Origin of the sequence: Amycolatopsis sp. NPDC005232 (genome assembly GCF_040607795.1) — a bacterium.
In the GTDB taxonomy this organism is placed as follows: Bacteria; Actinomycetota; Actinomycetes; order Mycobacteriales; family Pseudonocardiaceae; genus Amycolatopsis.
The window spans coordinates 13,113-36,309 of the sequence record NZ_JBEXHL010000017.1; the positions used below are offsets into that span (position 1 = coordinate 13,113).

The window sequence follows — 23,197 nt, forward strand, 5'->3', positions numbered from 1 at the left end:
TGCCTCGCCCGACGGCTAATGTACCGTGCGGTTAATTAGAGAGAGTGAAGGGCGCACCCGAGGTTGTCAAGGACGAGTTTCGACACAAGATCGACTCCGTCCGGGCGCGACGGACCGCGGAGTGATCCTGTGTGGAGGGTGCGCGAAACGCACCGGAAACCCGTGGTGGTCAGGGGTTCCGACCGGCCGGGAGGGCTACGGCCGGAGGTTCTCCACCTCGACCGGCTCGATGGCCTCGCCCTCGGGGAGGTCGAAGCCGAGGATCTGGCTGTAGAAGCTCAGCTCCGCGTCGAGGGCGCGGCGGATGTTCTCCGCGCGGCGGAAGCCGTGCTGCTCGCCTTCGAAGAGGAGGTAGGCGACCGGCACCTTGCGCGAGCGCAGGGCGTCGACGATGAGCTCCGACTGGTTGGGCGGCACGACGGGGTCGTCGGCGCCCTGCAGCACGAGCAGAGGCTGGGTGAAGGCGTCGACATGCTGGATCGGCGAGCGGTCGAGGTACACGTCGCGCAGCTCGGGATACGGGCCGATCAGGCGGTCGAGGTAGCGGCTCTCGAACTTGTGCGTGTCGGCCGCCAAGGCCTGGAGGTCGGCGACGCCGAAGAGATCGGTGCCGGCGGCGAAGGGCGTGTCCGCACGCGAAAGGGAGGCCAGCACGGTGTACCCGCCGGCCGAGCCGCCCCGGATGAGGAGCTTGTCACCGTCGACGCGGCCTTCGGCGGCGAGCCAGCGGACGGCCGCGATGCAGTCGGCGACGTCGAGGATTCCCCACGTGCCGTGGAGTTCCTCGCGGTAGGCGCGGCCGAAGCCGGTGGAGCCGGCGTAGTTCACGTCCACGACACCGAACCCGCGGCTGGTCCAGTACTGGATCCCCAGCGACAGCACGGGAACCGCGTGCGACGTCGGTCCACCGTGGACGACCACGACGACCGGCGGCTTCGACCCCGCAGAACCCTCGAAGTTCGGGTTCGCGGGCGGGTAGAACAACGCGTGGGACACGCGCTCGCCCGACGGGAAGTCGATCGCCTCGGGCGCGGACACGTACTCGGCGCCGATCCCGGTGTCGCGGGGTTCGCGCACGGTGGCGACCTTGCCCTCGGCGGTCAGCGTGTACACGCTCGGCTCGGCGGTGGGCGAGCCGGCGATGAGGAGCAGCTCGTCGCCGCCGGACGGGCGCAGCGCGCTGATCGCGGTGAACGGGGTGTCGAGGTCGGTCACGGTGCCGTCCGGGCTCGCGAGGGCCAGCCCGTCGATGCCGCCGGACCAGCGGGCGAACACCACGCGGTGGTCGGCCAGCACCGCGTACCGGCCCGTGCCCAGGCCCCAGGCCGGCACGCCGATCTCGGCGTCGAGCACGACCACCGGCTCGACGGTGCCGCTCTCGCCGAGCCGGTAGAGGTTCCACCAGCCGGTGCGGTCGGACAGGAAGTACAGCGTGCCGTCGGCGTGCCAGCGCGGCTCGGACACCGACTCCCCCGGCCCGCCCGCGACCACGGTCTCCTCGCCGGTGGCCAGGTCGCGCACGCGCAGCTCGGTCGAGTCCCACGGCATGTTCGGGTGGTCCCACGCGACCCACGCGAGCTTCCCCGCGTCGGGCGAGAAGCGCGGGCTCGCGACGAAGTCCGGGCCGGACACGAGCACCTCGGGCTCGGCTCCCTCGGTGAGCAGCACGATCTCGTTGCGCACGTCGGCCGCGCCCCGGCTCGTTTTCGGGTGGTGCTCACGCACCACGGCCAGGCGCGTCCCGTCGGCGGTCAGGTCGCCGTCGGCGTACCGATCGCCGCGCGGGACCTCGGGCTCGGGGGTGACGGCTTCCGGCTCGCCGTCGCGGCCGAGGCGGTACAGCCGCTGGTCGGCCCAGTTGGCGAACCACACCACGCCGTCGCGCACCCACCAGTCGGCCCCGCCGTACTCGTGCACCGACGTCCGCGCCCCGAACCCGTCCGGCAGCAGGTCGGCGGTGCTCCCGTCGGCTTCCCGCCGCACGAGCTGCACCCGCCCGCCCTCCGCCGGCCTCGCCTCCGACCACACCACGGCCCGCCCGTCGGCGCGCACATCCGTGACGCGCACGGCGCTCTGCGTGATCAGGTCGGCGGTGAACGGCGTGGCCCAGGAACCGAACTCGGAGATCTGCACGGCGCCACGCTAGCCGATCTCGCGTGTCTCGTCGGCCGTACTGCACCGACGGCCGCGCGACAATGCCGGATTGACCACCGACGGCGCGCGCCGCAGCCGGGTGGCCTGTTCGAACGCGTAGCCGAGGCCGAGGAGCAGCGGTTCGCTCCACGCCGGGCCGAGCAGGGTGATCCCGAACGGCCGGCGGTCCGCCGCGCGGTAGCCGGCGGGCAGGGCCAGTGAGGGGTAGCCCGCCCGGGCGCCGAGGCTCGCGCCCGGGTAGCCGGCGAACAGCAGGGCCGCGAGGGTTTCCGACCGCAGCAGCGAATCGAGGCGGTCCTTGCTCTCGGCGAGGTCCTGTGCGCGGTCGGCGAGGTACTTGCGGGTGTCGGCGCTGCCGGGTACGTGATCCTTGGCCTGCGCGGCGAGTGCGCGGGTCTGGCCGAACTTGAGGGTGGCCGCGGAGTGCGCTTCGTTGAAGCCGATCAGGTCGGCGAGCGAGCGGCACGGCGCGTCGTCGGGCAAACCGGACAGATAGGTGTCGAGGTCGCGTCCGAACTCGTAGGTCAGCACCGACGATCCGTCCTCGATGCCGCTTCGCGTGTCGAGCTCGACGGGCACCAGGGTCGCACCCAGGTCGCGCATCGCCTGCGCGGCGGTGTCCCAGAGGGTCCGATTGTCGCCCTCGGGAGCGCTGTCCAGCACGACGCCGATCCGCCGGCCCCGTAGGGCCTGGGGGTCGAGGTCGTGAGTGAAGTCGTGGTCCACCAAGGGGTTCGCGGCCGTCGCGGGGTCGCGATCGTCCCGCGTGGCGAGGACGGTCAGCAGCGCCGCCACGTCGGCGACCGTGCGGGCGAGCGGGCCCGCGGTGTCCTGGCTGGCGGCGATCGGCACGAGCCCCGTGCGCGGCACCAGCCCGACCGTCGGCTTGAGCCCCACCACGGAGTTCGCGCAGGCCGGCCCGAGGATCGAGCCCGACGTCTCCGATCCGACGCTCAGCGGCGCGAACCCCGCCGCCACCGCGACGGCCGACCCGGAACTCGACCCGCTCGGCGTCTGCGTCACGTCGTACGGGTTGAGCACCTGGCCGCCGAGCGAGCTGTAGCCGCCGGGCATGCCGACGGTGAGGAAGTTCGCCAGCTCGGTCAGGTTGACCTTGCCGAGGACCACGGCGCCCGCCCGGCGCAGCGCGGTCACCAGCGGCGCGTCGGCCGCCGGGTACGAGTGCTCCAGCGCGAGGGAGCCCGCGGTGGTCGGCATCCCGAGGACGTCGATGTTGTCCTTCAGCAGGACCGGGATCCCGGTCAAGGGGCCGCCCTCACCCGCGAGCAACCGCCGGTCGGCCGACTGCGCGTCGGCGAGCGCGCCGGGGTTCAGCGCGCGCAGCGCGTGCAGCGCCGGGCCCCGCTCGTCGAGTGCCGCGATGCGGTCGAGGCACGCGCGGGCGAGGGCCACGGCGGACAGCTGCCGTGTGTGGAGCAACTCCGTCAGCTGCGCGACGGTCACCGTCTCAAGGTCGAGCACGGCGAAGTCTCACACGGCGTACGTGTAGTCCGGCACGTCCGTGACGAACATGTACCCCGGCGCGTGCGTGATCGCGAACGGCGGCTTCGACCGCATGATCGCGGCCTGCGGGGTCACGCCGCACGCCCAGAACACCGGCACCTCGCCCTCGCGGATCTCCACCGGGTCACCGAAGTCCGGCTTCGACAGGTCCTCGATACCGAGGGCTTCGGGCGCTCCGATGTGGACCGGCGCGCCGTGCACGGACGGGAACTGGCCGGAGATGCGCACGGCGTCGGCGACGCGGTCGGCGGCGATCGGGCGCATCGAGACGACCATGGGACCGCTCAGGCGGCCCGCGGGGGCGCACTCGCGGGAAGTCTTGTACATCGAGACGTTCTGGCCCTTGCTGATGTGGCGAACCTCGATGCCCGCGGCGACCATGGGCGTCTCGAACGTGTAGCTGCAGCCGATGAGGAACGTGACGAGGTCGTCGTTCCAGTACTTCAGCACGTCGTCCGGCTCGTCGACCAGCTCGCCGTCGCGCCAGACGCGGTAGGCGCCGACGTCGGTGCGCAGGTCGGCGCCCGGCGCGAGGTCGGTGTGGGGGCTGCCGGTGTCGGTGACGCCGATGATCGGGCACGGCTTGGGGTTGCGCTGGCCGAACAGGAGCGCGTCGTAGGCGTACTCGCGCGGCACGATGATCATGTTGGCCTGGGCATAGCCCGGCGCCCACCCGGCGGTCGGCACGCGCAGGCCGCCGCGGAAGGCTTCGCGGGATTCGGCCGGGCTCAGAGCGGGGGTGACAGTCATCAGCAACTCCTCAGGAGAAGATCGAACCGAGTGAGGTCAGGGATTCCACGGCGGCGTACGCGGTGAACAGCCAGGCGGCGATGCCGACGCCGAGCAGCACCTTCGGGTAGCGGTAGCCCGCGATCAGGTCGCGGCGGCGCAGCGCCACCCACAGGATGATGGCCAGGCCGATGGGCAGCACCAGCCCGTTGATCGCGCCCGCGAACACCAGCATCGACTGCGGCGTCTGACCGGCGGCGATGAAGATGATCGTCGCGAGGCCGATCAGCACGATCACGGCACGGTTGAAGTGCGTGCGCACGGGCTTGACGTAGGACTGCAGGAACGTGGCGGTGGTGTAGGAGTTGCCGATCACGCTCGTCATCCCGGCGGCCCAGAACACCAGACCGAACAGGTGCAGCCCCACCGTGCCGAACGCGGAGAGGAACGCCGAGCCCGCGGCGTCGTTCTTGTTCGCCAGCGTCGCGCCGGTCGCGACCACGCCGAAGAAGCCGAGGAACAGCACGATCCGCAGCACGCAGGCCACGAGGATGCCGGTCCACGCGCCGCGGTTGATGCGCTTGAGGTTCGCCACACCGGTGATGCCGGCGTCGATCAGCCGGTGCGCGCCGGAGTAGGTGATGAACCCGCCGACGGTGCCGCCGATCAGCGTGAGGATGGGCAGGAATGGCAGGCCCTTCGGGTCGACGGTGCCCACGGCGGCCTGGCCCACCGGCGGTGCCGTGGCCACGACCAGCGCGATGATCAGCGCGATCTTCACGAGCCCGAGCACCACCATCACTCGGTCCACCGCCGTGAGCACCGAGCGGACCAGGAAGATCGCGATGGTGAGGATGCCGCTGATGGCCGCGCCGATCCGCGGGTCGATGCCCAGCAGGTTGTGCAGGCCGAGGCCGGTGCCGGCGATGTTGCCGATGTTGAACACGACCGCGCCCAGCACCACGAACACCGTGAGCACCTGGCCGGCGCCCGGGAACACCTTGCTCGCGATGTCCTGCGCGCGCTGCCCCGAGATGCCGAGGATGCGCCACACGTTGAGCTGCACGGCGACGTCGATGATCATCGAGACCACCACCGCGAACGCGAACGAGGCCCCGTAGAGCACGGTGAACGAGGCGGTCTGGGTGATGAACCCCGGTCCCGCCGCGCTCATGGCCATCAGCAGCGCCGCGCCGAACAGCGGCGGCACGCGCAGCCTGCCCGGCCGGGCCCGCCGGTCGTCGGTACTGGTCACGCTGTCCATCCCACTCCTTGGTCCCGATTGGCGGGGGTTGCCACGCAGCTTAAGTTAGACGTCTGACGTCTTACGACCTGTTTCACCATCTGGGAGGTACCCGTGGCGGACACCCTGCCTTCGGTTTGGATCCAGGACCTGACCTGGGAAGAAGTGAGCTCGTACCTGGAGCACGAGCGGATCGTGATCGTGCCGATCGGCAGCACCGAGCAGCACGGCCCGGCCGGTGTGCTGGGAGTCGACTCGTACGTGGCCATCACGTTGGCCGAGGACGTGGCCGAGCGCAAGGGCGTGCTGGTCGCGCCCCCCATCTGGTACGGCGACTCGTCGCACCACGGCGCGTTCCCCGGCACCATCACGGTGCGCCCGGACACGCTGATGCTGCTGATCCGCGACGTCGCCCGCAGCCTCGCGCGCCACGGCTTCACCCGCATCATCCTGCTCAACGGGCACAAGGGCTCGAACCTGCCCGCGCTCAACAGCGCCGTGCGCGTGCTGCACGACGAGGAGCTGCCCGAGGTGCTCTTCGCCGTCGCGGACCCGCTGCACCTCGCGCGGTCGGCCTCGCCGACGATCAAGGAGACCAACGAGCACCACGCCGGTGAGCTCGAGCTCTCCCACGTGCACTACCGCTACCCGGGCAAGATCCGCACCGACCGGCTCACCGACGCCTCCGTCGACTTCGACGCGGTCTTCGGCGGCTTCGTCGGCAACGACCTGTTCGGCCCGGCGCCCGACGGCGTCGAGATCATCTGGTCCGGCGACGAGCAGCGCGCGTTCACCCCGACCGGCTCGTTCAGCTCGTCGAAGGGCCTCTCGGAGGACAAGGGCAAGCGTTACCACGACCACATCGTCGGGCGCCTGGGCGAGCTGGTCGACTGGCTGCGCACGTACAACGGTCCCATCGGCCACCGCGAGGACTGAGCCGTGGTCACGCGGATCCACCCCGAACCCGCTCTGCCGGCCGACCTCACGGCGATCACGTCCGACGCGTACCGGCAGGTCAAGGACCGGCTGCGCGAGGTGATCACCCGCCTCGGCGAGGCGGGCCGGCTGCGCCTGCCGTCGGAAGCGGAGCTCTCGGCCGCGCTCGGCGTGAGCCGGGCGACGCTGCGTTCGGCGCTGCAGTCGCTGCAGAAGGAGGGGCGGATCCGCCGGCTGCACGGCCACGGCACGTTCATCAACCGCCACGCGCTGGGCCTCGGCGCCAACCTCGCCGAGGCGGGCGCGTTCTTGGACCTGCTCGCGAAAGCCGGTCACGAGGCGTCGGTGAGCACGGCCGATCAGCGGGTGGTGGCGCTCGAGGCGGACATGGCCGCGTCGCTGGAGATCCCGGCCGGCGAGCAGGCGCTGCGGATCGAGCGCGTCTTCGCCGCCTCGGGTGAGCCCGCGGTGCACAGCGTCGACCACTTCCCGGTGCGGCTGCTCGGCGAGGACGCGCGGGCGCTGGAGCCCGCGCAGTCGACGTTCGAGTTCGTGGAGCGCCATCTCGGCCCGCCGGTGTGCTACTCCGTGGCCGAGGTCCGGCCGGTGCTGCCACCGCCGGACGTGGCCGCGGCGCTGAAGATCCCGGCGACGCAGCCGTTGCTTCGGTTGCGCCACACCCACATCCGGGCCGACGAGCAGCCCGTGGCCGTCACGGTCGCGCACGTCAACGACGAATACCTGCGTTTCTCCGTGATCCGGACCTACCTCGATGAGTGATAGATGACCACACTGGCCAACCCACAGCGGCTCGACCGCAAGGCGTGGGGCGTGCTGGCGCTGACCCTGGTGTTCTGGGTCGCCGACGGCTACGACACGTTCGTGCTGCTGATCACCGCGCGGCCGACGCTCACCGAGCTGCTGCCGCACGACCAGCTGCCGCACCTCACGACGTACCAGGGTTACCTGGTCGCCATCACGCTCGCGGGCTGGGCCACGGGCGGGATCGTCGGCGGCGTGCTCGGCGACCGGCTGGGCCGGCGGCGGACCATGATCGTGGCCGTCGCCGTGTACAGCGTCTTCACGGCGTGCTCGGCGTTGTCCGGGAACTGGTGGATCTTCGGGCTCACGCGGTTCCTCACCGGGCTCGGGATCGGCGCCGAGTGGGGTGTGGGCACTTCGCTGCTGCAGGAGGTGTGGCCGGAGCGGTGGCGCGCCCGCGGCGCCGGCCTGCTGCAGGCGGGGTTCTCCGTCGGCGGCGTGCTCGTGTCTGGCCTGTGGGTGCTGCTCGGCTCGACGCTCGGGCTGTCGTGGCGCTGGATGTACCTGTTCGGGGTGATTCCGCTCGTGGTGGTGCTGCTGGTGCGCCGCAGCATCCCCGAATCCCCGCGCTGGGCGGCGCAACGCAAGCGAAAAGTCGGGCTGGGCGAGCTGCTGGCGCCCGGTGTGCGACGCAATTTCCTGGGCGCGCTGGCGGTTTCGATCGCGATCACCGGCGGCTGGTGGGCGGTGAGCTCGTTCCTGCCCAGCTTCGTCGGCGGACTCGTCGACGATCCGAAGCGCGTCGCGTTCTACACGGGCTGGGCCGGGGCGCTGTACAACCTCGGCGAGATCGTGGGCTGTGTCCTGCTCGGGTTCCTCGCCGAGAGCTGGGGCCGCAAGCTCTCGATCCAGGTGTACTTCGCCGGATGCGTGGCGATCGTGCCCATCGTGTTCCTGCTGGTGCACGACGCGGCGACCGCCACGTGGCTGCAGCTCATCGCCGGATTCCTCACCGGCGGCGTGTACAGCTGGTACACCGTGCACACGCCGGAGCTTTTCTCCACGTCGATCCGCGCGACGGCGATCAGCGTGGTGTTCAGCGGTTCGCGGTACCTGGCCATGGCCGGCGCCGTGCTGATCGGCCCGCTGGCCTCGGCCGTGGGCGGATTCGGCCACGCCGCCGCGATCTTCGCCCCGATCTACCTGCTCGGCATTCTCGCCGTGCAGTTCCTGCCCGAGACCAAGGGCAAACCCCTGCCGGACTGAGTGCTTCTCGCCGGATTGAGTGCTTCTCGCTGGAAGAAAGGACCACCCATGACCGTGAAGGTCGACATCCGGGTTCCCGTCGGCCGCCCGCTGCCCGAGCTGACGAAGTTCATCGTGTCGTGTGAAGAGGCCGGGTTCAACGGCGTCGGCGTGCACGACCACCACCACTCGGGCCGCGACGTCTACTCCGCCCTGACGCTGGCCGCGGCGGCTACGTCGAAGCTGCAGCTGTACCCGGCCACCACCAACACGGTGACGCGCCACCCGCTCGTGCTCGCGGCGATCGCGAACTCGCTCGCCGAGATCGGCCCGGGCCGCGTGCTGCTCACGCTCGCGCCGGGGTTCCTCTCCGTCGAGAAGGCGGGCCGCCCGCAGGGGCGGCGCGAGCAGCTCGGCGAGGCGGTCACGGCCATCCGCAAGCTCGTGGCCGGCGAGACGGCCACTGTGGACGGTCACGAAATCAAGATGAACAACGTCGCCAAGCCCGCGCCCGGGATCTTCGTGCTCGCCGCCGGGCCGAAGATGCTGGAGCTGGCCGGCGAGGTCGCCGACGGCGTAGTGATGCTCGCGGGCCTGCACCCGGACAGCATCGAGGCGGCGCGCTCGCACGTGCGCGCGGGTGCCCTGCGGGCGGGCCGGGCGCCGGAGTCGGTGCAGGAGATCCTCATCGTGCCCACGGCGATCGAGCCGTTCGACACCGCGCGCGAGTGGGTGCGGCGCTACTTCCGGCCTGACAAGCCGTTCCTCAACTACCCGAGCACGGCCAACCTGCGCTGGCTGCGCGCGGCCGGCCTCGACATCCCCGAGGACCACGACCCCACCGCGTTCACCTCCGCGCAGGCCAAGGAGATCAGCGACGCGTTCGGGCTCTTCGGGCCCGCCGAGTACTGCGCGGAGCGGCTCCTGCAGGCGCGCGAGGAATCCGGCGTGGAGCACGTGTTCTTCTTCCCGTCGCACACGGCCGAAAGCGGCTACGACCTGCCGGAGGCCGACGTCGCCGCGTTCGCCGACGTGATCGGCCCCCGCCTGGCCGCCGGCTAGTTTCAGTCCCGCACGGGAACCGCTTCGCCCAACGCCTGCACCACGGCCAGCGAGTCGAGGTAGTCGCGCCAGTGCACGACCTTGCCGTCCGCGACGGTGACGATGGAGACGAAGCGGTTCTCGTACGGCCGGCCGGTTTTGACGATCCGGCCGCGCACCGAGTACTCGAGGGTGACCACGGACTTCTCGCGGTCGTGGTGCACGGCCAGGTCGCCGGCCCCGTCGAGCACGATGGCGTCGCCGTAGCCACGGTAGAGCTCGGCCAGCGCTGCACGGCCTTCGGCCCGTTTCGGGTAGCCGGGGACGGTGACGACGAACTCGGTGACCAGATCTTCGGCGAGCAGGTCGAAGAAGTGCTCACCCTCGGCGAGTCCGGCGAGGCCTTGTTGGACGACACCGAAAAACGGGCGCGAGCACGCAACGACGACTCGACCTGCCTCGCGGAGGCAAGCCGCCCCGTCTGCGCCGTTCCGGGTCGAGTCGCCTGCCGAGATGCGCGACGTCGAGCAGCGCTTTCCGCACGAAGCTCACGTCGTGCGCCGCGCAGAGCGAGGCCATGCGCGTGGCGGCGCTGGGGACGCCGGTGCCGTGGTTGACGACGACGGCGCCCGGGCGCAGGGCGTCGAGGAGGCCGCCGGTGAGCAGGCCCAGCACGTCCTCGTCCTCGCTCACGCACAGCGCGAGCACGTCGACGGCGGCGGCGAGGTCGGCGACGGTGTTGTGGGCTGTGTGCGCGACGCCGGCCACGGCGGTCAGCGACGCGGGGCGGCGGGCCCAGACGTGCAGCGGGAAACCCGTTTCGGCGATGGCCGTGGCCAGCGGGGCGCCTTGGTCGCCAAGGCCGATGAATCCGATCGAAAGAGTCATGCCTCCAGTTTCGGCAAGTGCACGGGCCACCCGGGTAGGCCGTCGTTTTCCTGGGAGCGACAAGGCCACTCAGACGGCGAGACTGCCGAGCAGCCCGAGCAGCTCGGCACTGCGGCTACCCGGGGCGGCCTGGAACACGACGAGCGTCACGGCGTCCGTGCCGTCGACGGTGAGCTTTGTCGACCGCAGCTCGAATTCACCGATCGAAGGGTGCGTCAAGCGGTGCACGCGGCCGGCTCTCGGGCGCACGTCGTGGCGGCCCCACAGCTGCCGGAACCTCGCGCTGCGCACGGAAAGCTCGCCGACGAGCTCCCGCAGCCGCGGGTCGTCGACGTCCGGGCCGACGCGGGCGCGCAGCGTCGCCACGCCCTCGGCCGTCGCCTCCGTCCAGTCGCGGCGCAGCGCGCGTTCCGCGGGGTCGAGGAAGACCGCGCGCAACAGGTTCACGCCCGGCCGGTAGTTCGGGGACAACGCGGTGGCCGGCGGGTTGGCGGCGAGCACGTTCGTGAGCTTGTCCTGGACATACGCGGGCGTGCCGCTCACGCAGTCCACCAACCGGTCGACGCCGGGCGGCAGGCGCCGGGGCGGGCTCTTCCGGCGCGTCGGGCGGCTCAGGCTCAGCAGGTGCGCGGTCGCGTCGCCGTCGAGCTGGAGCACACCGGCGAGCGCGCACAGCACCTGTTCCGACGGGTTGCGGTCACGGCCCTGTTCGAGCCGCAGGTAGTAGTCGGAGCTGATGCCGGCGAGGATCGCCACCTCCGACGCGGCGCAGTCCGGCGACGCGGCGACCGGTCCCGCCGGGCAGCCCCGCGACCTCCGGGCGCACCAGGTCGCGCCGGGCGCGGAGGAATTCGCCCAGCGCGTTCGTCGTGTCCACACCGGCGACGGTAACCGCGGCCGGCGCCGGAAAACCTGGCCCTGCCACTCCCAGGCTCCGCCGCTCCCAGGAACGCAGGGGCCGTCCCATCCCCCGGCCCGCGGGCGCATCGTGGAACACGGGCGGGACAACCGCCCGGAAAACCCAGCAGGAAAGGCATCCGACCATGGCCGACAGCGTTCCCGGCGGCACCCTCACCCTCGCCGACGACCTCACCCTCAGCCGCATGGGCTACGGCGCCATGCAGCTGGCCGGCCCCGGCGTCTTCGGTCCCCCCAAGGACCACGACGAGGCGATCGCCGTGCTGCGCGAAGCGGTCGAGCGCGGCATCACCCACATCGACACCAGCGACTTCTACGGCCCGGCCGTGACCAACGAGCTCATCAAGGAAGCGCTGCACCCCTATCCCGCCGACGTGCACATCGTCACGAAGGTCGGCGCGCGCCGCGGCCCCGACGGCGCCTGGATCCCGTCGCTGGAGCCGGAAGACCTCAAAGCGCAGGTGCGCGAGAACCTGCAGCACCTCGGCCTCGACGTGCTCGACGTGGTGAACCTGCGCGTCGGCGCCCACGAGGGCACGGACGACACCCCGCTCGGCGGACAATTCGGCGCGCTGGCCGAGCTGCGCGAGCAGGGCCTGATCCGCCACCTCGGACTAAGCGGCGTCTCCGACGCGCAGCTCACCGAGGCGCAGGCCATCGCGCCCGTGGTCACCGTGCAGAACCTGTACAACCTGGTCACCCGCGACGACGACGCCCTGGTGGCGCGCTGCGCCGCGGAGAACATCGCGTTCGCGTCGTTCTTCCCGCTCGGCGGCTTCAGCCCGCTGCAGTCGGAGACGCTGGCCAAGGTCGCAGCGAACCTCGACGCGTCGCCGCAGCAGGTCGCGCTCGCGTGGCTGCTGCAGCGCTCCGCCACGACCGTGCTGATCCCCGGCACGTCGTCGCGCGGGCACCTGCGCGAGAACATCGCCGCGGCCGACCTCGTGCTGCCGGCCGAAGCGGTGGCGGAGCTGGACGCCATCGGCGCCTGAAAGTCCACAGTGGACCCAGCTGCGATCGCGGGGGGGGGCTACGCTCACCGGCGTGATCACCACGGACGGATACCTGTACCTCGTCGACCGCGCACTCGACGGGATGGCGGCCACGCTCACCGAGCTCGGCGACGAGCTCGTGAACGCGCGCCCCGAGGCGGCCTGGACGAACTCGCCGTACGCGATCGTCACGCACTGCCTCGGGGTGATGGCGTTCTGGGGCGGCCAGGTCGTGGTGGGCCGCGACGTGCCGCGCGACCGGGCGGCGGAGTTCGAGGCGGCGGGACCCGTCGCGCCGCTGGTGGAGCGGATGCGGGCCGTCCGGGAGCGGTTCGGCACCGATGTCGCCGGGTGCGCCCCGGAGGCGCCGCCGAAGGGCGAGGTCCCGCCGAAGTACCGCGACACCCCGATCGGCGCGGCTCAGGGCATGGCGCTGCTGCACGTGTACGAGGAGCTGGCCCAGCACCGCGGCCACCTCGACCTCACCCGCGACGTGCTGCTCGGGCGCGTGGAGAAAACCGGGTAGAGCGCTGTGTAGAGGACACGGGGGCGGCTCCGTCCTTAAAGTGAGCGTGCCGATGCGCGGCACGCCGGAAGGGCGGAGGAGCCACGATGACGAAGTACATGGTGATGCAGACGTACTCGGGCGGCGAGGCCTGCGACGTGCCGATGACCGAGTGGTCCCCCGACGACATCCGCGCGCACGTCGCGTTCCAGCGGGCGCTCAACGAGGAGCTCGCCGACAAGGGCGAGCTGGTGGACGCGCAGGGGCTGGCCGGGCCGGAGGCAGCCAAGAAGGTCGTGTCCGGCGGCACGGGCGGGACCGTGGTGACCGACGGGCCGTTCACCGAGAGCAAGGAGCTGCTCGCGGGGTACCGGATCATCGACGTCGACTCGGAAGAGCGGGCGCTCGAGATCGCGGCGCGGCTCTCGGCGGCGCCCGGGCTCGGGGGCACGCCGATCCGCCAGCCGATCGAGGTCCGCCAGGTGATGAGCGCGCCGGCCTGATGACGGCCGACCGCGTCGAGGACCTGCTGCGCACGCTCGCGCCGCAGGTCCTCGGCGTGCTGGCCCGGCGGTTCGGCGACTTCGACGCCGCCGAGGACGCCGTGCAGGAGGCACTGCTCGCCGCGGCGCTGCACTGGCCCGGCGACGGCGTGCCGGACAACCCGCGCGGCTGGCTGATCCAGGCGGCGGCGCGGCGGCTGACCGACGCGTACCGCAGCGACGAAGCCCGCGCGCGGCGTGAGCTGGCGGTGTTCGCCGAGCCGGCGGGCGCCGAGGTGCCGGACGAGGACGACACGCTCACCCTGCTGTTCCTGTGCTGCCACCCCGCTTTGACGTCGGCTTCGGCCATCGCGCTCACGCTCCGGGCCGTCGGCGGCCTGACGACGGCGGAGATCGCGAGCGCGTTCCTCGTGCCCGAGGCGACAATGGCGCAGCGGATCAGCCGGGCGAAGGGGAAGATCAAGGCGTCGGGTGTGCCGTTCCGGCTGCCGGCCGACGACGAACGCGCGGCGCGGCTGAAGTCGGTGCTGCACGTGCTCTACCTGGTGTTCAACGAGGGCTACACCAGCAGCGCCGGAGCCAGCCTGCACCGCACGGAGCTCTCGGGCGAGGCGATCCGGCTCGCGCGCCTGGTGCAGCGGGTGCTGCCCACGGTGTTGCCTCAAAGCAGCTGCGAGGTCACGGGCCTGCTGGCCCTCATGCTGCTCACCGACGCGCGGCGACCCGCGCGGACCGGGCCCGACGGTGACCTGGTGCCGCTGGAGGACCAGGACCGCGCGTTGTGGGACCGGTCGTCAATTAGGGAAGGCGTCTCGCTCGCCACCGCGGCGCTTTCCGACGGGCCCGCCGGTGAGTACGGGCTGCAGGCGGCGATCGCGGCGACCCACGACATCGCGTTGCGCGCGCAGGACACCGACTGGCCGCGCATCCTGGCGCTCTACCAGCGGCTTGAAACACTGGCGGACAACCCGATGGTCACGCTGAACCGCGCCATCGCGACCGCGATGGTCCACGGCCCCACCACCGGTCTGGACCTGCTCGCGACGCTCGACGAGCGGCTCGCCGGCCACTACCGTCTCGACGCCGTGCGCGCTCACCTGCTGGAACGCGCGGGCGAAACCGCGGCCGCGATCGGCTGCTACGAAGCCGCCGCGGCGCGCACCACGAACGCCCCGGAACGCCGCTACCTCACGGTTCGCGCCGCGCGGCTGCGGGCGGAGGGCCCCTGACTGTCCTCTTCGGACAGTGAGTTGATGTTCCACACTTCGCTCTCACACCGTGGCCCAGTAGGATCAGCACCGATCCTCACGGGAAGCGGAGCGGACCATGGCCACCACGGGTGATCGGCGGACGGGGTACGACATCACGAGCGTGCCCGCCGAGACGGTGCTCGCCGCGCTGCAGGCCGCCGTGCCGCCGTCGGCCAACGCGGGGGTCGTCTGGTGGATCTACGCCGGTCAGGGCCCTGGGACACCTCACCTCGTCGTCGGCCTGCGCGGTGAGCGCGGCGCCCTGGTGTGGCAGGAGAACGGCGCCGCGCACCTGCCCGCCGACGGCGCCGGCGCCGCGTCCGCCGACTACTTCAGCCTGCAGGGCGGCCACTTCCCGCAGCCCGCGGGCAGCGAGGTGCCGGCCGAGCTCGTGCTCCGCGCGGTGCGGGAGTTCGCCCAGACCCGGGTCCGGCCGGAGTGCGTCGCCTGGAAGCTGCCTTAGGCCGTCGCCGCGTCGAGGTGCATCAGCTTCACCACGGCGAGGTTCGCGACGAACAGGGCGGGCAGCAGGAGCCCGAGCGTCCGCAATCCCGAGAACCACAGGCCCACGCCGGCGCCGCCGACCACCACGACGACGGTGAGCGCGTAGAGCAGCGGCGTGTGCAGTTTCGCGGTCGGCGCGGCGAACAGGGCCCACAGGCCGATGCCCACGGCGGGCGCGCCCAGGCCGAGCAGCAGCTTGCCCGCGGTGGACTCCCCCGCGTGGAACCCCCAGTACCCCAGCGCGACGATCGCGGCCAGCTCCAGCAGGAAAGCCAGGCCCAGGTTTCCCCAGCGCCACACGGACTCGATCACGGTCGCCTCCTTGATGTGAGAGCAGTGCTCTCTGTTGGGAGCAGTGTTCACCCGCCGGGTTCGCATTGTCAAGAGCACTGCTCTCGGATTGCCAGGGCGGCGGTTGCGAGGACGACGGCGAGCCACACCGGCGCGCGGTAACCGGTGCCGATGAGGGCGGCGGCGAGCCACGGCCCGGCGGCGGCGCCGACGTTGAGCGCGGCGGTCGCGAACGCGCCCCTGAGCGCCGGCGCGTCCGGGGCGGCGCGGAGCACCTGCGCGACGGCGGTCGACCCGACGGCGAACGACAGCAGTGCTTGCAGCGGGACCAGGACGAACAGCACTGTCGTATTCCCCGCGCCGAGCGCGAGGGCGAGCCAGCCGACGGCGAGCGCCACCTGCGTCTTTCGCGTAGCGGGACGCCGACCGGCGAGCGCGACCCCGGCGGCGGCGCCGATGCCGAACAACGCGAGGAGGACGGGGAGCCCGCCTTCGGCTTGTGGGGTCGCAAGCGGTGCGAGGTAGGTGAAGACGGCGAAGGTGGCGCCGTTCACGAGCGCGCTCCTGCCGAGCGCGGCCAGCACCCGCGGCCGCTTCACCACCGCGAACTCGGCTTTGACGGGCGTGCTCGCGATTTCCGTCGCAGGCGCCCACCGCGCGATGGCGGCGAACGCGGGCACGGACACCAGCGCGACCGCCCAGAACGCCGAGCGCCACCCCCACACCTGCCCGAGCACGGCGCCCGCCGGCACCCCGGCGATGCACGCCAGCGTGGTCCCGGTCAGCACCACCGCGGTCGCCCTCCCCTCGGCCCCGGGCGCGGCATCGGCCGCCACCGTCAGCGCGACGGCGAGAAACCCGGCCGTCGCCTGCGCGGCCACCAGCCGCGTGACGAGCAGGATCCCGAACCCGGGCGCCAGCGCCCCCGCCACGTGCACCGCGACGAACACCCCGAGATACCCCAGCAACGCGCCCCGCCGCGGCCACCCCCGCCCCGCGACCGCCAGCACCGGCGCCCCGACCACCATCCCCACGGCGAACACCGCCGTCAGCGACCCCGCCGCGGCCACGGAAACCCCCAGGTCCCGCGCGACCTCGGGCACCAGGCCCGACACCATGAACTCCGACGTCCCCTGGGCGAACACGGCCAGGGCGAGCAGATACGGCAAAACACCCAAGACAGACACTCCCGAGATCGACGTGACCGTCCTGTTCGGACGGTGAAAGAAGGCACGGTCGATCGGAGCGCGTGGCCTCAGCCCTAGGGAACACAGCCCCCAGGCAACACTGCCGCTAGGGAGCACAGACCCCGCAACGCCACCGCTCGACCGGTGGCGCCACTCTGTTGGCCTCAGGACTCCCCACGGCGCGCACGGTAGCAGCGCCGCGTGGTGATGCCGAACGGTTTTCCAGCGGGGCTGCCCGACCGCGCAGGCCTGCGCCGGGATTCGCGGCGCCGAAACGGGCCATGGGCCGGAAAAATCACCTGCCAAGAGGCCAAGGGCCACCCTCGGTGGTAATTCCGGGCAGTGGTCACGATGGGTAGCGCTCGAACGGAGCAGCGAGCCGGGATCGTGTCCTTCGTTCGGCGGCGTCGCTCTACCGTGGGTCTCAGTAATCTTCTCCGCCATGAACGACCGAAGGACCGGGATTCGCACGGTCCAGATGGCGGGCCTGGGCATCGTCGCCGGGCTGGGGTTCCTGGTGGCGAGCCTGTGGTGGTCGGCGGCCACGTGGTGGAGCTGGCTGGGCGGGAGCCTGCTGGTGGGGATGCTGACGTGGATCTTCGTGTTCGAGCTGCTGCGGCTGGGGCGAAGAGACGACGACTGAACCATCCCGGGAAACCAGGGCACAACGGCACGAAAACGGGGCCGCCCCAGAGAAAAGGGCGGCCCCGGAAAAGAAAACCCTACTTCGTGAAGTACCACTCCTCGGGGCTGCGCGCCGTCTGCACGGCCGGGAACGAGACGCCGCCGAGGTCCTTCGCGACGACCTCCGTCGCGCCGCGCAGGGGCATGTTGATCTGGCCCGGCAGGGTCTTCGTCGCGTAGTCCTCGTAGGCGGCGAAGGCGTTCTTGTCGTCGCTGTGCAGCGTGGCCTCGATGAGCTTGTCCAGCTGCGGGTCGTCGTAGTTGCCGATGTTGCCGGTGGAGCCGGGGAGCAGCAGCTGGTCACCGGTGGGCACGGCGTTGTACTGCTGGTACCCGAAGTAGCCCATCTGCCAGTCGCACGCGGGGCCGGAGCCGTGGCAGTCGCTGACGTCGCTCAGCACCGCGTTGAACTCCTGGCCCTTCAGGTCGAACACGATGCCCGCCTCGGCGGCGTCCGACTTCCACTGCTGCATGATCCGCCCGTACGCGGGATTACCGGTGGAGTACTGCAAAGTCAGCTGCAGCCTGGTGCCCGCCGCCACGCCGGCGCCGCACTGGTTCGGGGCGGTGCCGGGCGCGGTGCACGTCATGGCGCCGTTCTGCAGGGTCCAGCCGTGCGACGTCAGCAGGGCCTTCGCCTTCGCCTTGTCGAACGGGTACGGGCCCGCGCCGCGTTCGGCGTCGGTCACGTAGGAATTGTCCGGGTTGATCGGCACCGGGCCCGTGGTCACCGTGGCGTAGCCGCGGTAGGCGACGTTCACGTCCGTCACCTGGTCCAAGGTCTGCTGGAACGCCTGCCGGACGTAGAGCTGCTTGAACACGGCCCCGAACTTCGGGTTGTCCATGTTCAGGATCGTCGAGCTCCAGCCCCACGACGCGGCGGGCACGAGGTTGTAGTTGGCCTGCAACGGGTTCGTCGCCGGCAGCTTCTCGTTCGCCTTCTTCTGCGGCAGATCCGCGCCCTGCACGCCACCGACCGAGATGGTCCGGCCGCTGCGCATCGTGTTGAACTCCGCGCTGGTGCTCGTGAACGGCTGCATCTTGTAGTGCGCGAGGTGCGGCTTGTCCGGCCCGCTGTAGGAGGGGTTCGGGTCGTAGCTGATGTTCCCCTCGGCGTCGAACGACGTGAGGTGCCACGGCCCGTCCACGACCTGCCACAACGGATCCGTCGCGTAGGTCGAGAGGTCCTTGCTCTTGGTGAACAGGTACTTGTACACCGCGTCGCACTTCGCGCGGTCGTCCGCGCAGCCGCCGCTGCCCGCCGCCGCGGAGTCGGAGGTCTTGTCCCACGCCATCGGCAGCGGCGCGATCTGCGCGAGCTCCTGGCCGGTGAACCACGTCGGCGAGTACGAGTCGGTGAGCTGCAGCGTCACCTGCTGCGGCCCGGTCGCGGTCGCGGACTTCACGTTGTCCGGGAACTGGCCGGGTACGTAGCCGTACCAGTTGGCCTTCTCCGCGAACATCATGTTCATCCAGAACACCACGTCGTGAGCGTTCACCGTCTCGCCGTTGGACCACTTGTACGGCTTGACGTTGATCACCACCTTCGTGTTGTTGTCGCTGAACACGGGCGGGTCGGCGAGGCTCTTGCGCGTGTTGACCCCGGTGCTGCCATCGGCGTCGCCGAACCAGTACAGCTCGCGGTACATCAGCTGCTGCAGGTCGCCTGTGGCGTAACCGCTGTTGTGGGCCGAGTCCACGAACGGGAAGATCCAGTTCGGCTGGGCGCCCGGCGATTCGGCGAACACGGCCGTGCCGCCTTCGGTCGGGGTGCCGCCGCCCGAGCTCGAGCTCCCGCCGCTGCACGCGGTGGCGAGCGCGGCCGCGGCCAGCACCACCACCGGCGCCACGAGTGCCTTGCGCAGTCTCATCCGTTCTCTCCTTGGTAGACCTTCGTCGCATCGTGCTCACGAGCGGCGTCGAGCGGGAAGTGGCAGGCCGCCTCGTGCCCGGCGCCGAAGGGCCGCAGCACGGGCTCCTCGGCGGCGCAGATCTTCTGCGCGAACGGGCACCGCGTGCGGAAGCGGCAGCCCCTCGCGGTGGCGGGGCTTCCGGAGATGGCCGACGGCAGTTCGCCCGAGACGCCACCGCTCTGGCGGGCCGCCCACGGGTCCGCCACCGGCACGGTGTCGATCAGCCCGCGCGTGTACGGGTGCCGCGGGTGACCGTGCACCTCGGCGGCCGGACCGGTCTCCACGAGCTTGCCGAGGTACATCACGCCGATGCGCTGCGCCAGGTACCGCACCACGGACAGGTCGTGGGAGATGAACACGTACGTGAGCCCGTGGCGCTCGCGCAGGTCGTTCATCAGGTTCAGGATCTGCGCCTGCACGGACACGTCCAGCGCCGACACCGGCTCGTCGGCCACGATCAGCTTCGGCTCCAGCGCCAGCGCCCGCGCGAGCCCGACGCGCTGGCGCTGCCCGCCGGAGAACTCGTGCGGGTACCGCTGCGCGGCGTCGGCCGGCAGGCCCACCTCGCCCAGCAGCTCGCGGACGCGCCGGCTGCGCTGCGCCCGCGTGCCGGCACCGTGGATCTCGAGCGGTTCGGCCAGGATCGCGCCGACGCGCATGCGCGGGTCGAGTGATGCGTACGGGTCCTGGAACACCAGGTGCGTGTCGCGGTGGCGCTGCCGCAACTCGGCCCCGCGCAAGGAAGTCAGCTCCGTGCCGCCGATCCGGATGTGGCCCGACGTCGGCTCATCAAGGCCGACGACGGCCCGGCCCACGGTCGTCTTGCCGCAGCCCGATTCCCCGACCAGGCCGAAGGTCTCCCCCGCCGCCACGGAGAAGCTCACGCCGGCCACCGCGGACACCGTGCCCGTGCGCCGCCGCAGCACCGCGCCCTTGGTGACGGGGAAGTCCTTCACCAGGTTCTCGACTTCCAGGAGCGGCGCGCCCGCCGTCGGCTCCGAGGCCGGCGCGCCCGCCCGTTCGTGCACGCGGACGACGGCCGACGGCTCCTCGACGCCGGCCGAACCGACCGGGTGGAAACACGCGTACTCGTGCCCGGCCACGTCAGCGCGTAGCTCCGGCTCCTTCTCGACGCACTCGTCGGTCGCGTAGCGGCAGCGCGGCGCGAAGCGGCACCCGGCCGGCGGCTCACGCAGATCCGGTGGCAGGCCGGGGATGCTGTAGAGCTTCTCCCCCGACTCCGCCGAGTTCTCCGGCAGCGCCTCGAACAACGCCTCGGTGTACGGGTGGCGCGGGTTGCCGAACAGCCGGCGCGTGTCCGTGAGCTCGGCGATCTTCCCCGCGTACATCACGGCGACGCGGTCGGCGCGGCCCGCGACCACGCCGAGGTCGTGCGTCACGAGGATCACGGCCATGCCGAGGCGCCGGCGCAGGTCGTCGATCAGCTCCAGGATCTGGTGCTGCACGGTCACGTCGAGCGCGGTGGTCGGCTCGTCGGCGATGAGCAGCTCCGGCTCGCACACCAGCGCGCGGGCGATCATCACACGCTGGCGCATGCCGCCGGAGAGCTGGTGCGGGTAGTCCTCGGCCCGCTTGCGCGCGTCCGGCAGCCCCACCAGCTCCAGCATCGCGACGGCGCGCTCGTGCAGCTCCCGTCGAGAGAGCGTCGAGTGCAGCTCCAGCGGTTCGCTCACCTGGCGCCCGATGGGCAGCGACGGGTTGAGCGAGGTCATCGGATCCTGGAACACCGTGCCGATGCGCTTGCCGCGGACCTCCCGCAGCTCGGCGGGTGTCATGGCCGCGACGTCGTCGTCGCCGAGCAGGATCCGCCCCGACGCGATGCGCCCGCCGGACGGGAGCAGCCGCAGGATCGACAGGGCCGTCATCGTTTTGCCACAGCCGGACTCGCCGACGAGCCCGAGCAGCTCGCCGCGGCCGACTTCGAGCGTCACGCCGTCGACGGGGTGGACGACGCCGTCGCGGACGTCGATGGTGGTGTGCAGATCTTCCAGGCGCAGCACGGGGTTCATGGGGTTCAGCGCCTCCGCAGCCGCACTTCGAGCGCGTCGCGCAGGGCGTCGCCGAGCAGGTTGAACGCCACGACCACGAGCATGATCGCGATGCCGGGCGGCAGGATCATCCACCAGTAGCCGTTCTGCACGAACTCGGTGCCGTTGGACAGCATGTTGCCCCAGTCGGCGTGCGGCGGCGCGATGCCGAGGCCGAGGTAGCTCAGCGCGGCCACGAGCAGGATCGCGTCGGCCACCTGGAAGGTCGCGTTGACCACGATGGTGCCGATCGCGTTGGGCATGATGTGGCGCAGCACCACGCGTTTCCCGCCGCCGCCCATCATCCGCACGGCCTGCACGTACTCGCGCGTGCGCAGCGAAAGGGTCTCGCCGCGCACGAGCCGGGCGGGGCTCAGCCACGCGCCGAACGACACCACCAGGATCAGCAGCCCCAGCGTCGGCGTGAAGATCGCGGCGAGGATCAGCAGCAGGAACAGTGTGGGGATGGCCAGCAGCGTGTCGACGATCCGCATCATCACCGTGTCGACGAACCCGCCGACGTAGCCCGCGATGGCGCCCCAGAACGTGCCGAACACGGTCGCGAGCACCGCGGCGGCGACGCCGATCTCGAGCGACGACTGGCCCCCGACCATCAGCCGGCCGAGCTCGTCGTAGCCCACGTCGTCGGTGCCCAGCGGGTGACCCGCGCCCGGCGGCTGGTTGGCGCCCGCGAGGTTCGTCGCGATCTGCTCGGTGTGGTAGACGAGCGGGCCGAAGAAGCAGAACAGCACGAACAAGACGATCAGCACGAGCCCCGCGACCGCCAGGCGGTTCTCCAGGAAGGCCCGCAGGGTCGCCCGCGCCGTCGATCTCGGGGGTGCCGCTTGGTCGGTCATCAGTACTTCACCCTCGGGTCGAGCACGGCGTAGCCGATGTCCGCGAGCAGGGAGCCGGCCACCGTCGCGAGCGCGACGACGAGCCCGATCCCCAGCAGCACCGGGTAGTCGTGCACCTGGGCACCCTGGATGAACGTGAAGCCCATGCCCGGGTAGTTGAACACCTGCTCGGTGATGAGCGCGCCCGCGAACAGCTGCGGCAGCGACAGCCCCAGCAGCGTGACGATCGGGATGAGCGAGTTGCGCAGCACGTGCCGCGTGAGCACCTTGCCCTCGCTCGCCCCGCCCGCGAGCGCGGTGCGCACGTAGTCCTGGCTCAGGTTCTCCATCACCGACGAGCGCGCGTAGCGGCTGAACGACGCGATGGTGATCAGCGCCAGCGTGACCACGGGCAGCACGAGCGCGGGTGCCTGCGACAGGATCTCGCCCAGTGAGTCGCCGCTCGGCCCGAGCGGGGAGAACCACTGCAGCTGCACCGCGAACAGCAGCACGAGGATCTCGCCGAGGAAGAAGCTCGGCATCGAGTAGAACGCGAACGACAGGCCCGTGGCCACGTAGTCGCCCAGAGTGTTGCGCTTGCGCGCCTGGTACACGCCCAGCGGCACCGCCACGACGAGAGCGACCAAAGTGGACAGTGTCATGAGCAGGATCGTCTTGGGCAGGTGATCGGCGATCACGTCGGTCACCGGCTGGTTGAGCTTGTACGAGTAGCCGAGGTCACCGTGGAGCACGCGTCCGGCCCAGGTGAGGAACTGGGTGATCAACGAACGGTCGTAGCCGTTGTCGTGGAGGAACGTCCGGATCTGCAGCTGCGTGGCCTTCGGCCCGAGGATCGCGCGGGCCGGCCCGCCCGGCAGCAGCTGCAGCAGCACGAAGGTGAGCACCGCGACCAGCACGACCACCACGACCGACTGCAGGACGCGGCGCGCCAGGTACCCCGCCATCAACCGTCCCCGTGATCGTCCAGTACTTGCCTGGTGCATAGACCTACACCGGTAACGGCTCACCTGTCCACGGCGTCCA

At 71.3% G+C, this 23,197-nt stretch carries 23 protein-coding genes; 10 read left to right on the top strand and 13 right to left on the bottom strand.

What is annotated here, in order from left to right; all coding sequences use genetic code 11:
• Positions 1-195: 195 nt before the first annotated feature.
• The 4 genes from ABZU76_RS29330 to ABZU76_RS29345 are packed head-to-tail and all read right to left on the bottom strand — an operon-like array spanning position 196 to position 5,671.
• On the bottom strand, positions 196-2,133 hold the full coding sequence (locus tag ABZU76_RS29330) for a prolyl oligopeptidase family serine peptidase (RefSeq protein ID WP_354875103.1): 1,938 nt from the start codon (positions 2,131-2,133) through the stop codon (positions 196-198).
• Positions 2,134-2,142: 9 nt separating this feature from the next.
• Positions 2,143-3,618, bottom strand: coding sequence for an amidase family protein (locus tag ABZU76_RS29335; RefSeq protein ID WP_354875104.1), 1,476 nt, complete (start codon positions 3,616-3,618; stop codon positions 2,143-2,145).
• Positions 3,619-3,645: 27 nt separating this feature from the next.
• Positions 3,646-4,410, bottom strand: a complete 765-nt coding sequence (locus ABZU76_RS29340) for a putative hydro-lyase (RefSeq protein ID WP_354875387.1) — start codon at positions 4,408-4,410, stop codon at positions 3,646-3,648.
• 28 nt (positions 4,411-4,438) lie between these two features.
• On the bottom strand, positions 4,439-5,671 hold the full coding sequence (locus ABZU76_RS29345; protein ID WP_354875105.1) for an NRAMP family divalent metal transporter: 1,233 nt from the start codon (positions 5,669-5,671) through the stop codon (positions 4,439-4,441).
• 93 nt (positions 5,672-5,764) lie between these two features.
• Between ABZU76_RS29345 and ABZU76_RS29350 the strand changes: the two genes are divergently transcribed.
• Genes ABZU76_RS29350 through ABZU76_RS29365 form a run of 4 tightly spaced genes read left to right on the top strand, consistent with a single transcriptional unit; the run spans position 5,765 to position 9,655 of the window.
• Positions 5,765-6,586 (top strand): creatininase family protein, encoded by an 822-nt coding sequence (locus tag ABZU76_RS29350; RefSeq protein ID WP_354875106.1) that lies wholly within the window; start codon positions 5,765-5,767, stop codon positions 6,584-6,586.
• A 3-nt stretch (positions 6,587-6,589) separates the two neighbouring features.
• Positions 6,590-7,366 (top strand): GntR family transcriptional regulator, encoded by a 777-nt coding sequence (locus ABZU76_RS29355; RefSeq protein ID WP_354875107.1) that lies wholly within the window; start codon positions 6,590-6,592, stop codon positions 7,364-7,366.
• Positions 7,367-7,369: 3 nt separating this feature from the next.
• Positions 7,370-8,614 carry an MFS transporter gene (locus ABZU76_RS29360; protein WP_354875108.1) on the top strand — a complete coding sequence of 415 codons (1,245 nt, stop codon included), beginning with the start codon at positions 7,370-7,372 and terminating at the stop codon, positions 8,612-8,614.
• Between the two features lie 48 nt (positions 8,615-8,662).
• Positions 8,663-9,655 (top strand): LLM class flavin-dependent oxidoreductase, encoded by a 993-nt coding sequence (locus ABZU76_RS29365; RefSeq protein ID WP_220239079.1) that lies wholly within the window; start codon positions 8,663-8,665, stop codon positions 9,653-9,655.
• Between the two features lie 2 nt (positions 9,656-9,657).
• Here the strand turns inward: ABZU76_RS29365 and ABZU76_RS29370 are convergent, their stop codons facing one another.
• The 3 genes from ABZU76_RS29370 to ABZU76_RS29380 form a co-directional block, all read right to left on the bottom strand.
• On the bottom strand, positions 9,658-9,999 hold the full coding sequence (locus ABZU76_RS29370) for a nuclear transport factor 2 family protein (protein ID WP_354875389.1): 342 nt from the start codon (positions 9,997-9,999) through the stop codon (positions 9,658-9,660).
• A gap of 13 nt (positions 10,000-10,012) precedes the next feature.
• Positions 10,013-10,522, bottom strand: a complete 510-nt coding sequence (locus ABZU76_RS29375; protein WP_354875109.1) for an NAD(P)-binding domain-containing protein — start codon at positions 10,520-10,522, stop codon at positions 10,013-10,015.
• Positions 10,523-10,591: 69 nt separating this feature from the next.
• The gene (locus ABZU76_RS29380; protein WP_354875110.1) at positions 10,592-11,401 is read right to left on the bottom strand and encodes a helix-turn-helix transcriptional regulator; all 810 of its coding nucleotides are present in this window, start codon (positions 11,399-11,401) and stop codon (positions 10,592-10,594) included.
• A 164-nt stretch (positions 11,402-11,565) separates the two neighbouring features.
• Between ABZU76_RS29380 and ABZU76_RS29385 the strand changes: the two genes are divergently transcribed.
• The 5 genes from ABZU76_RS29385 to ABZU76_RS29405 all read left to right on the top strand — a co-directional run bounded on the left by ABZU76_RS29385 (position 11,566) and on the right by ABZU76_RS29405 (position 15,153).
• On the top strand, positions 11,566-12,432 hold the full coding sequence (locus ABZU76_RS29385; protein WP_354875111.1) for an oxidoreductase: 867 nt from the start codon (positions 11,566-11,568) through the stop codon (positions 12,430-12,432).
• A 52-nt stretch (positions 12,433-12,484) separates the two neighbouring features.
• Complete coding sequence (locus ABZU76_RS29390) at positions 12,485-12,958, top strand: DUF664 domain-containing protein (RefSeq protein WP_354875112.1); 474 nt, start codon at positions 12,485-12,487, stop codon at positions 12,956-12,958.
• Between the two features lie 86 nt (positions 12,959-13,044).
• Positions 13,045-13,440, top strand: a complete 396-nt coding sequence (locus ABZU76_RS29395) for a YciI family protein (protein WP_354875113.1) — start codon at positions 13,045-13,047, stop codon at positions 13,438-13,440.
• Positions 13,440-14,669 (top strand): DUF6596 domain-containing protein, encoded by a 1,230-nt coding sequence (locus tag ABZU76_RS29400; protein WP_354875114.1) that lies wholly within the window; start codon positions 13,440-13,442, stop codon positions 14,667-14,669. The genes ABZU76_RS29395 and ABZU76_RS29400 overlap by 1 nt, the downstream gene beginning before the upstream one ends.
• 97 nt (positions 14,670-14,766) lie before the next feature.
• Positions 14,767-15,153 (top strand): Imm1 family immunity protein, encoded by a 387-nt coding sequence (locus ABZU76_RS29405; protein WP_354875115.1) that lies wholly within the window; start codon positions 14,767-14,769, stop codon positions 15,151-15,153.
• Here ABZU76_RS29405 and ABZU76_RS29410 read toward each other — a convergent pair.
• The gene (locus tag ABZU76_RS29410; RefSeq protein WP_354875116.1) at positions 15,150-15,506 is read right to left on the bottom strand and encodes a YrdB family protein; all 357 of its coding nucleotides are present in this window, start codon (positions 15,504-15,506) and stop codon (positions 15,150-15,152) included. The two genes, ABZU76_RS29405 and ABZU76_RS29410, sit on opposite strands and share 4 nt — an antisense overlap.
• 68 nt (positions 15,507-15,574) lie before the next feature.
• Positions 15,575-16,663 carry an MFS transporter gene (locus ABZU76_RS29415; RefSeq protein WP_354875117.1) on the bottom strand — a complete coding sequence of 363 codons (1,089 nt, stop codon included), beginning with the start codon at positions 16,661-16,663 and terminating at the stop codon, positions 15,575-15,577.
• A gap of 451 nt (positions 16,664-17,114) precedes the next feature.
• Here ABZU76_RS29415 and ABZU76_RS29420 point away from each other — a divergent pair, with 451 nt between their 5' ends.
• Positions 17,115-17,315 carry a hypothetical protein gene (locus ABZU76_RS29420; RefSeq protein WP_220239066.1) on the top strand — a complete coding sequence of 67 codons (201 nt, stop codon included), beginning with the start codon at positions 17,115-17,117 and terminating at the stop codon, positions 17,313-17,315.
• A 79-nt stretch (positions 17,316-17,394) separates the two neighbouring features.
• On the opposite strand, the gene ABZU76_RS29425 is transcribed toward ABZU76_RS29420, so the two are convergent.
• Genes ABZU76_RS29425 through ABZU76_RS29440 form a run of 4 tightly spaced genes read right to left on the bottom strand, consistent with a single transcriptional unit; the run spans position 17,395 to position 23,118 of the window.
• Entirely contained in the window at positions 17,395-19,227 is a 1,833-nt protein-coding gene (locus tag ABZU76_RS29425; RefSeq protein ID WP_354875118.1) for an ABC transporter substrate-binding protein, read from the bottom strand.
• Positions 19,224-21,299 carry an ABC transporter ATP-binding protein gene (locus tag ABZU76_RS29430; RefSeq protein ID WP_354875119.1) on the bottom strand — a complete coding sequence of 692 codons (2,076 nt, stop codon included), beginning with the start codon at positions 21,297-21,299 and terminating at the stop codon, positions 19,224-19,226. The genes ABZU76_RS29425 and ABZU76_RS29430 overlap by 4 nt, the downstream gene beginning before the upstream one ends.
• Positions 21,300-21,304: 5 nt before the next feature.
• Positions 21,305-22,174, bottom strand: a complete 870-nt coding sequence (locus tag ABZU76_RS29435; protein ID WP_354875120.1) for an ABC transporter permease — start codon at positions 22,172-22,174, stop codon at positions 21,305-21,307.
• Positions 22,174-23,118 (bottom strand): ABC transporter permease, encoded by a 945-nt coding sequence (locus ABZU76_RS29440; protein WP_354875121.1) that lies wholly within the window; start codon positions 23,116-23,118, stop codon positions 22,174-22,176. Before ABZU76_RS29440 ends, ABZU76_RS29435 begins: the two co-directional genes overlap by 1 nt.
• Positions 23,119-23,197: the final 79 nt, after the last annotated feature.

Coding starts and splice junctions, on each gene's coding strand:
- ABZU76_RS29360 (WP_354875108.1), top strand. CDS start 7,370: ATGACCACACTGGCCAACCCACAGCGGCTCGACCGCAAGGCGTGGGGC.
- ABZU76_RS29395 (WP_354875113.1), top strand. CDS start 13,045: ATGACGAAGTACATGGTGATGCAGACGTACTCGGGCGGCGAGGCCTGC.
- ABZU76_RS29365 (WP_220239079.1), top strand. CDS start 8,663: ATGACCGTGAAGGTCGACATCCGGGTTCCCGTCGGCCGCCCGCTGCCC.
- ABZU76_RS29375 (WP_354875109.1), bottom strand. CDS start 10,522: ATGACTCTTTCGATCGGATTCATCGGCCTTGGCGACCAAGGCGCCCCG.
- ABZU76_RS29435 (WP_354875120.1), bottom strand. CDS start 22,174: ATGACCGACCAAGCGGCACCCCCGAGATCGACGGCGCGGGCGACCCTG.
- ABZU76_RS29405 (WP_354875115.1), top strand. CDS start 14,767: ATGGCCACCACGGGTGATCGGCGGACGGGGTACGACATCACGAGCGTG.
- ABZU76_RS29400 (WP_354875114.1), top strand. CDS start 13,440: ATGACGGCCGACCGCGTCGAGGACCTGCTGCGCACGCTCGCGCCGCAG.
- ABZU76_RS29385 (WP_354875111.1), top strand. CDS start 11,566: ATGGCCGACAGCGTTCCCGGCGGCACCCTCACCCTCGCCGACGACCTC.
- ABZU76_RS29425 (WP_354875118.1), bottom strand. CDS start 19,227: ATGAGACTGCGCAAGGCACTCGTGGCGCCGGTGGTGGTGCTGGCCGCG.
- ABZU76_RS29440 (WP_354875121.1), bottom strand. CDS start 23,118: ATGGCGGGGTACCTGGCGCGCCGCGTCCTGCAGTCGGTCGTGGTGGTC.
- ABZU76_RS29430 (WP_354875119.1), bottom strand. CDS start 21,299: ATGAACCCCGTGCTGCGCCTGGAAGATCTGCACACCACCATCGACGTC.
- ABZU76_RS29420 (WP_220239066.1), top strand. CDS start 17,115: ATGAACGACCGAAGGACCGGGATTCGCACGGTCCAGATGGCGGGCCTG.
- ABZU76_RS29345 (WP_354875105.1), bottom strand. CDS start 5,671: ATGGACAGCGTGACCAGTACCGACGACCGGCGGGCCCGGCCGGGCAGG.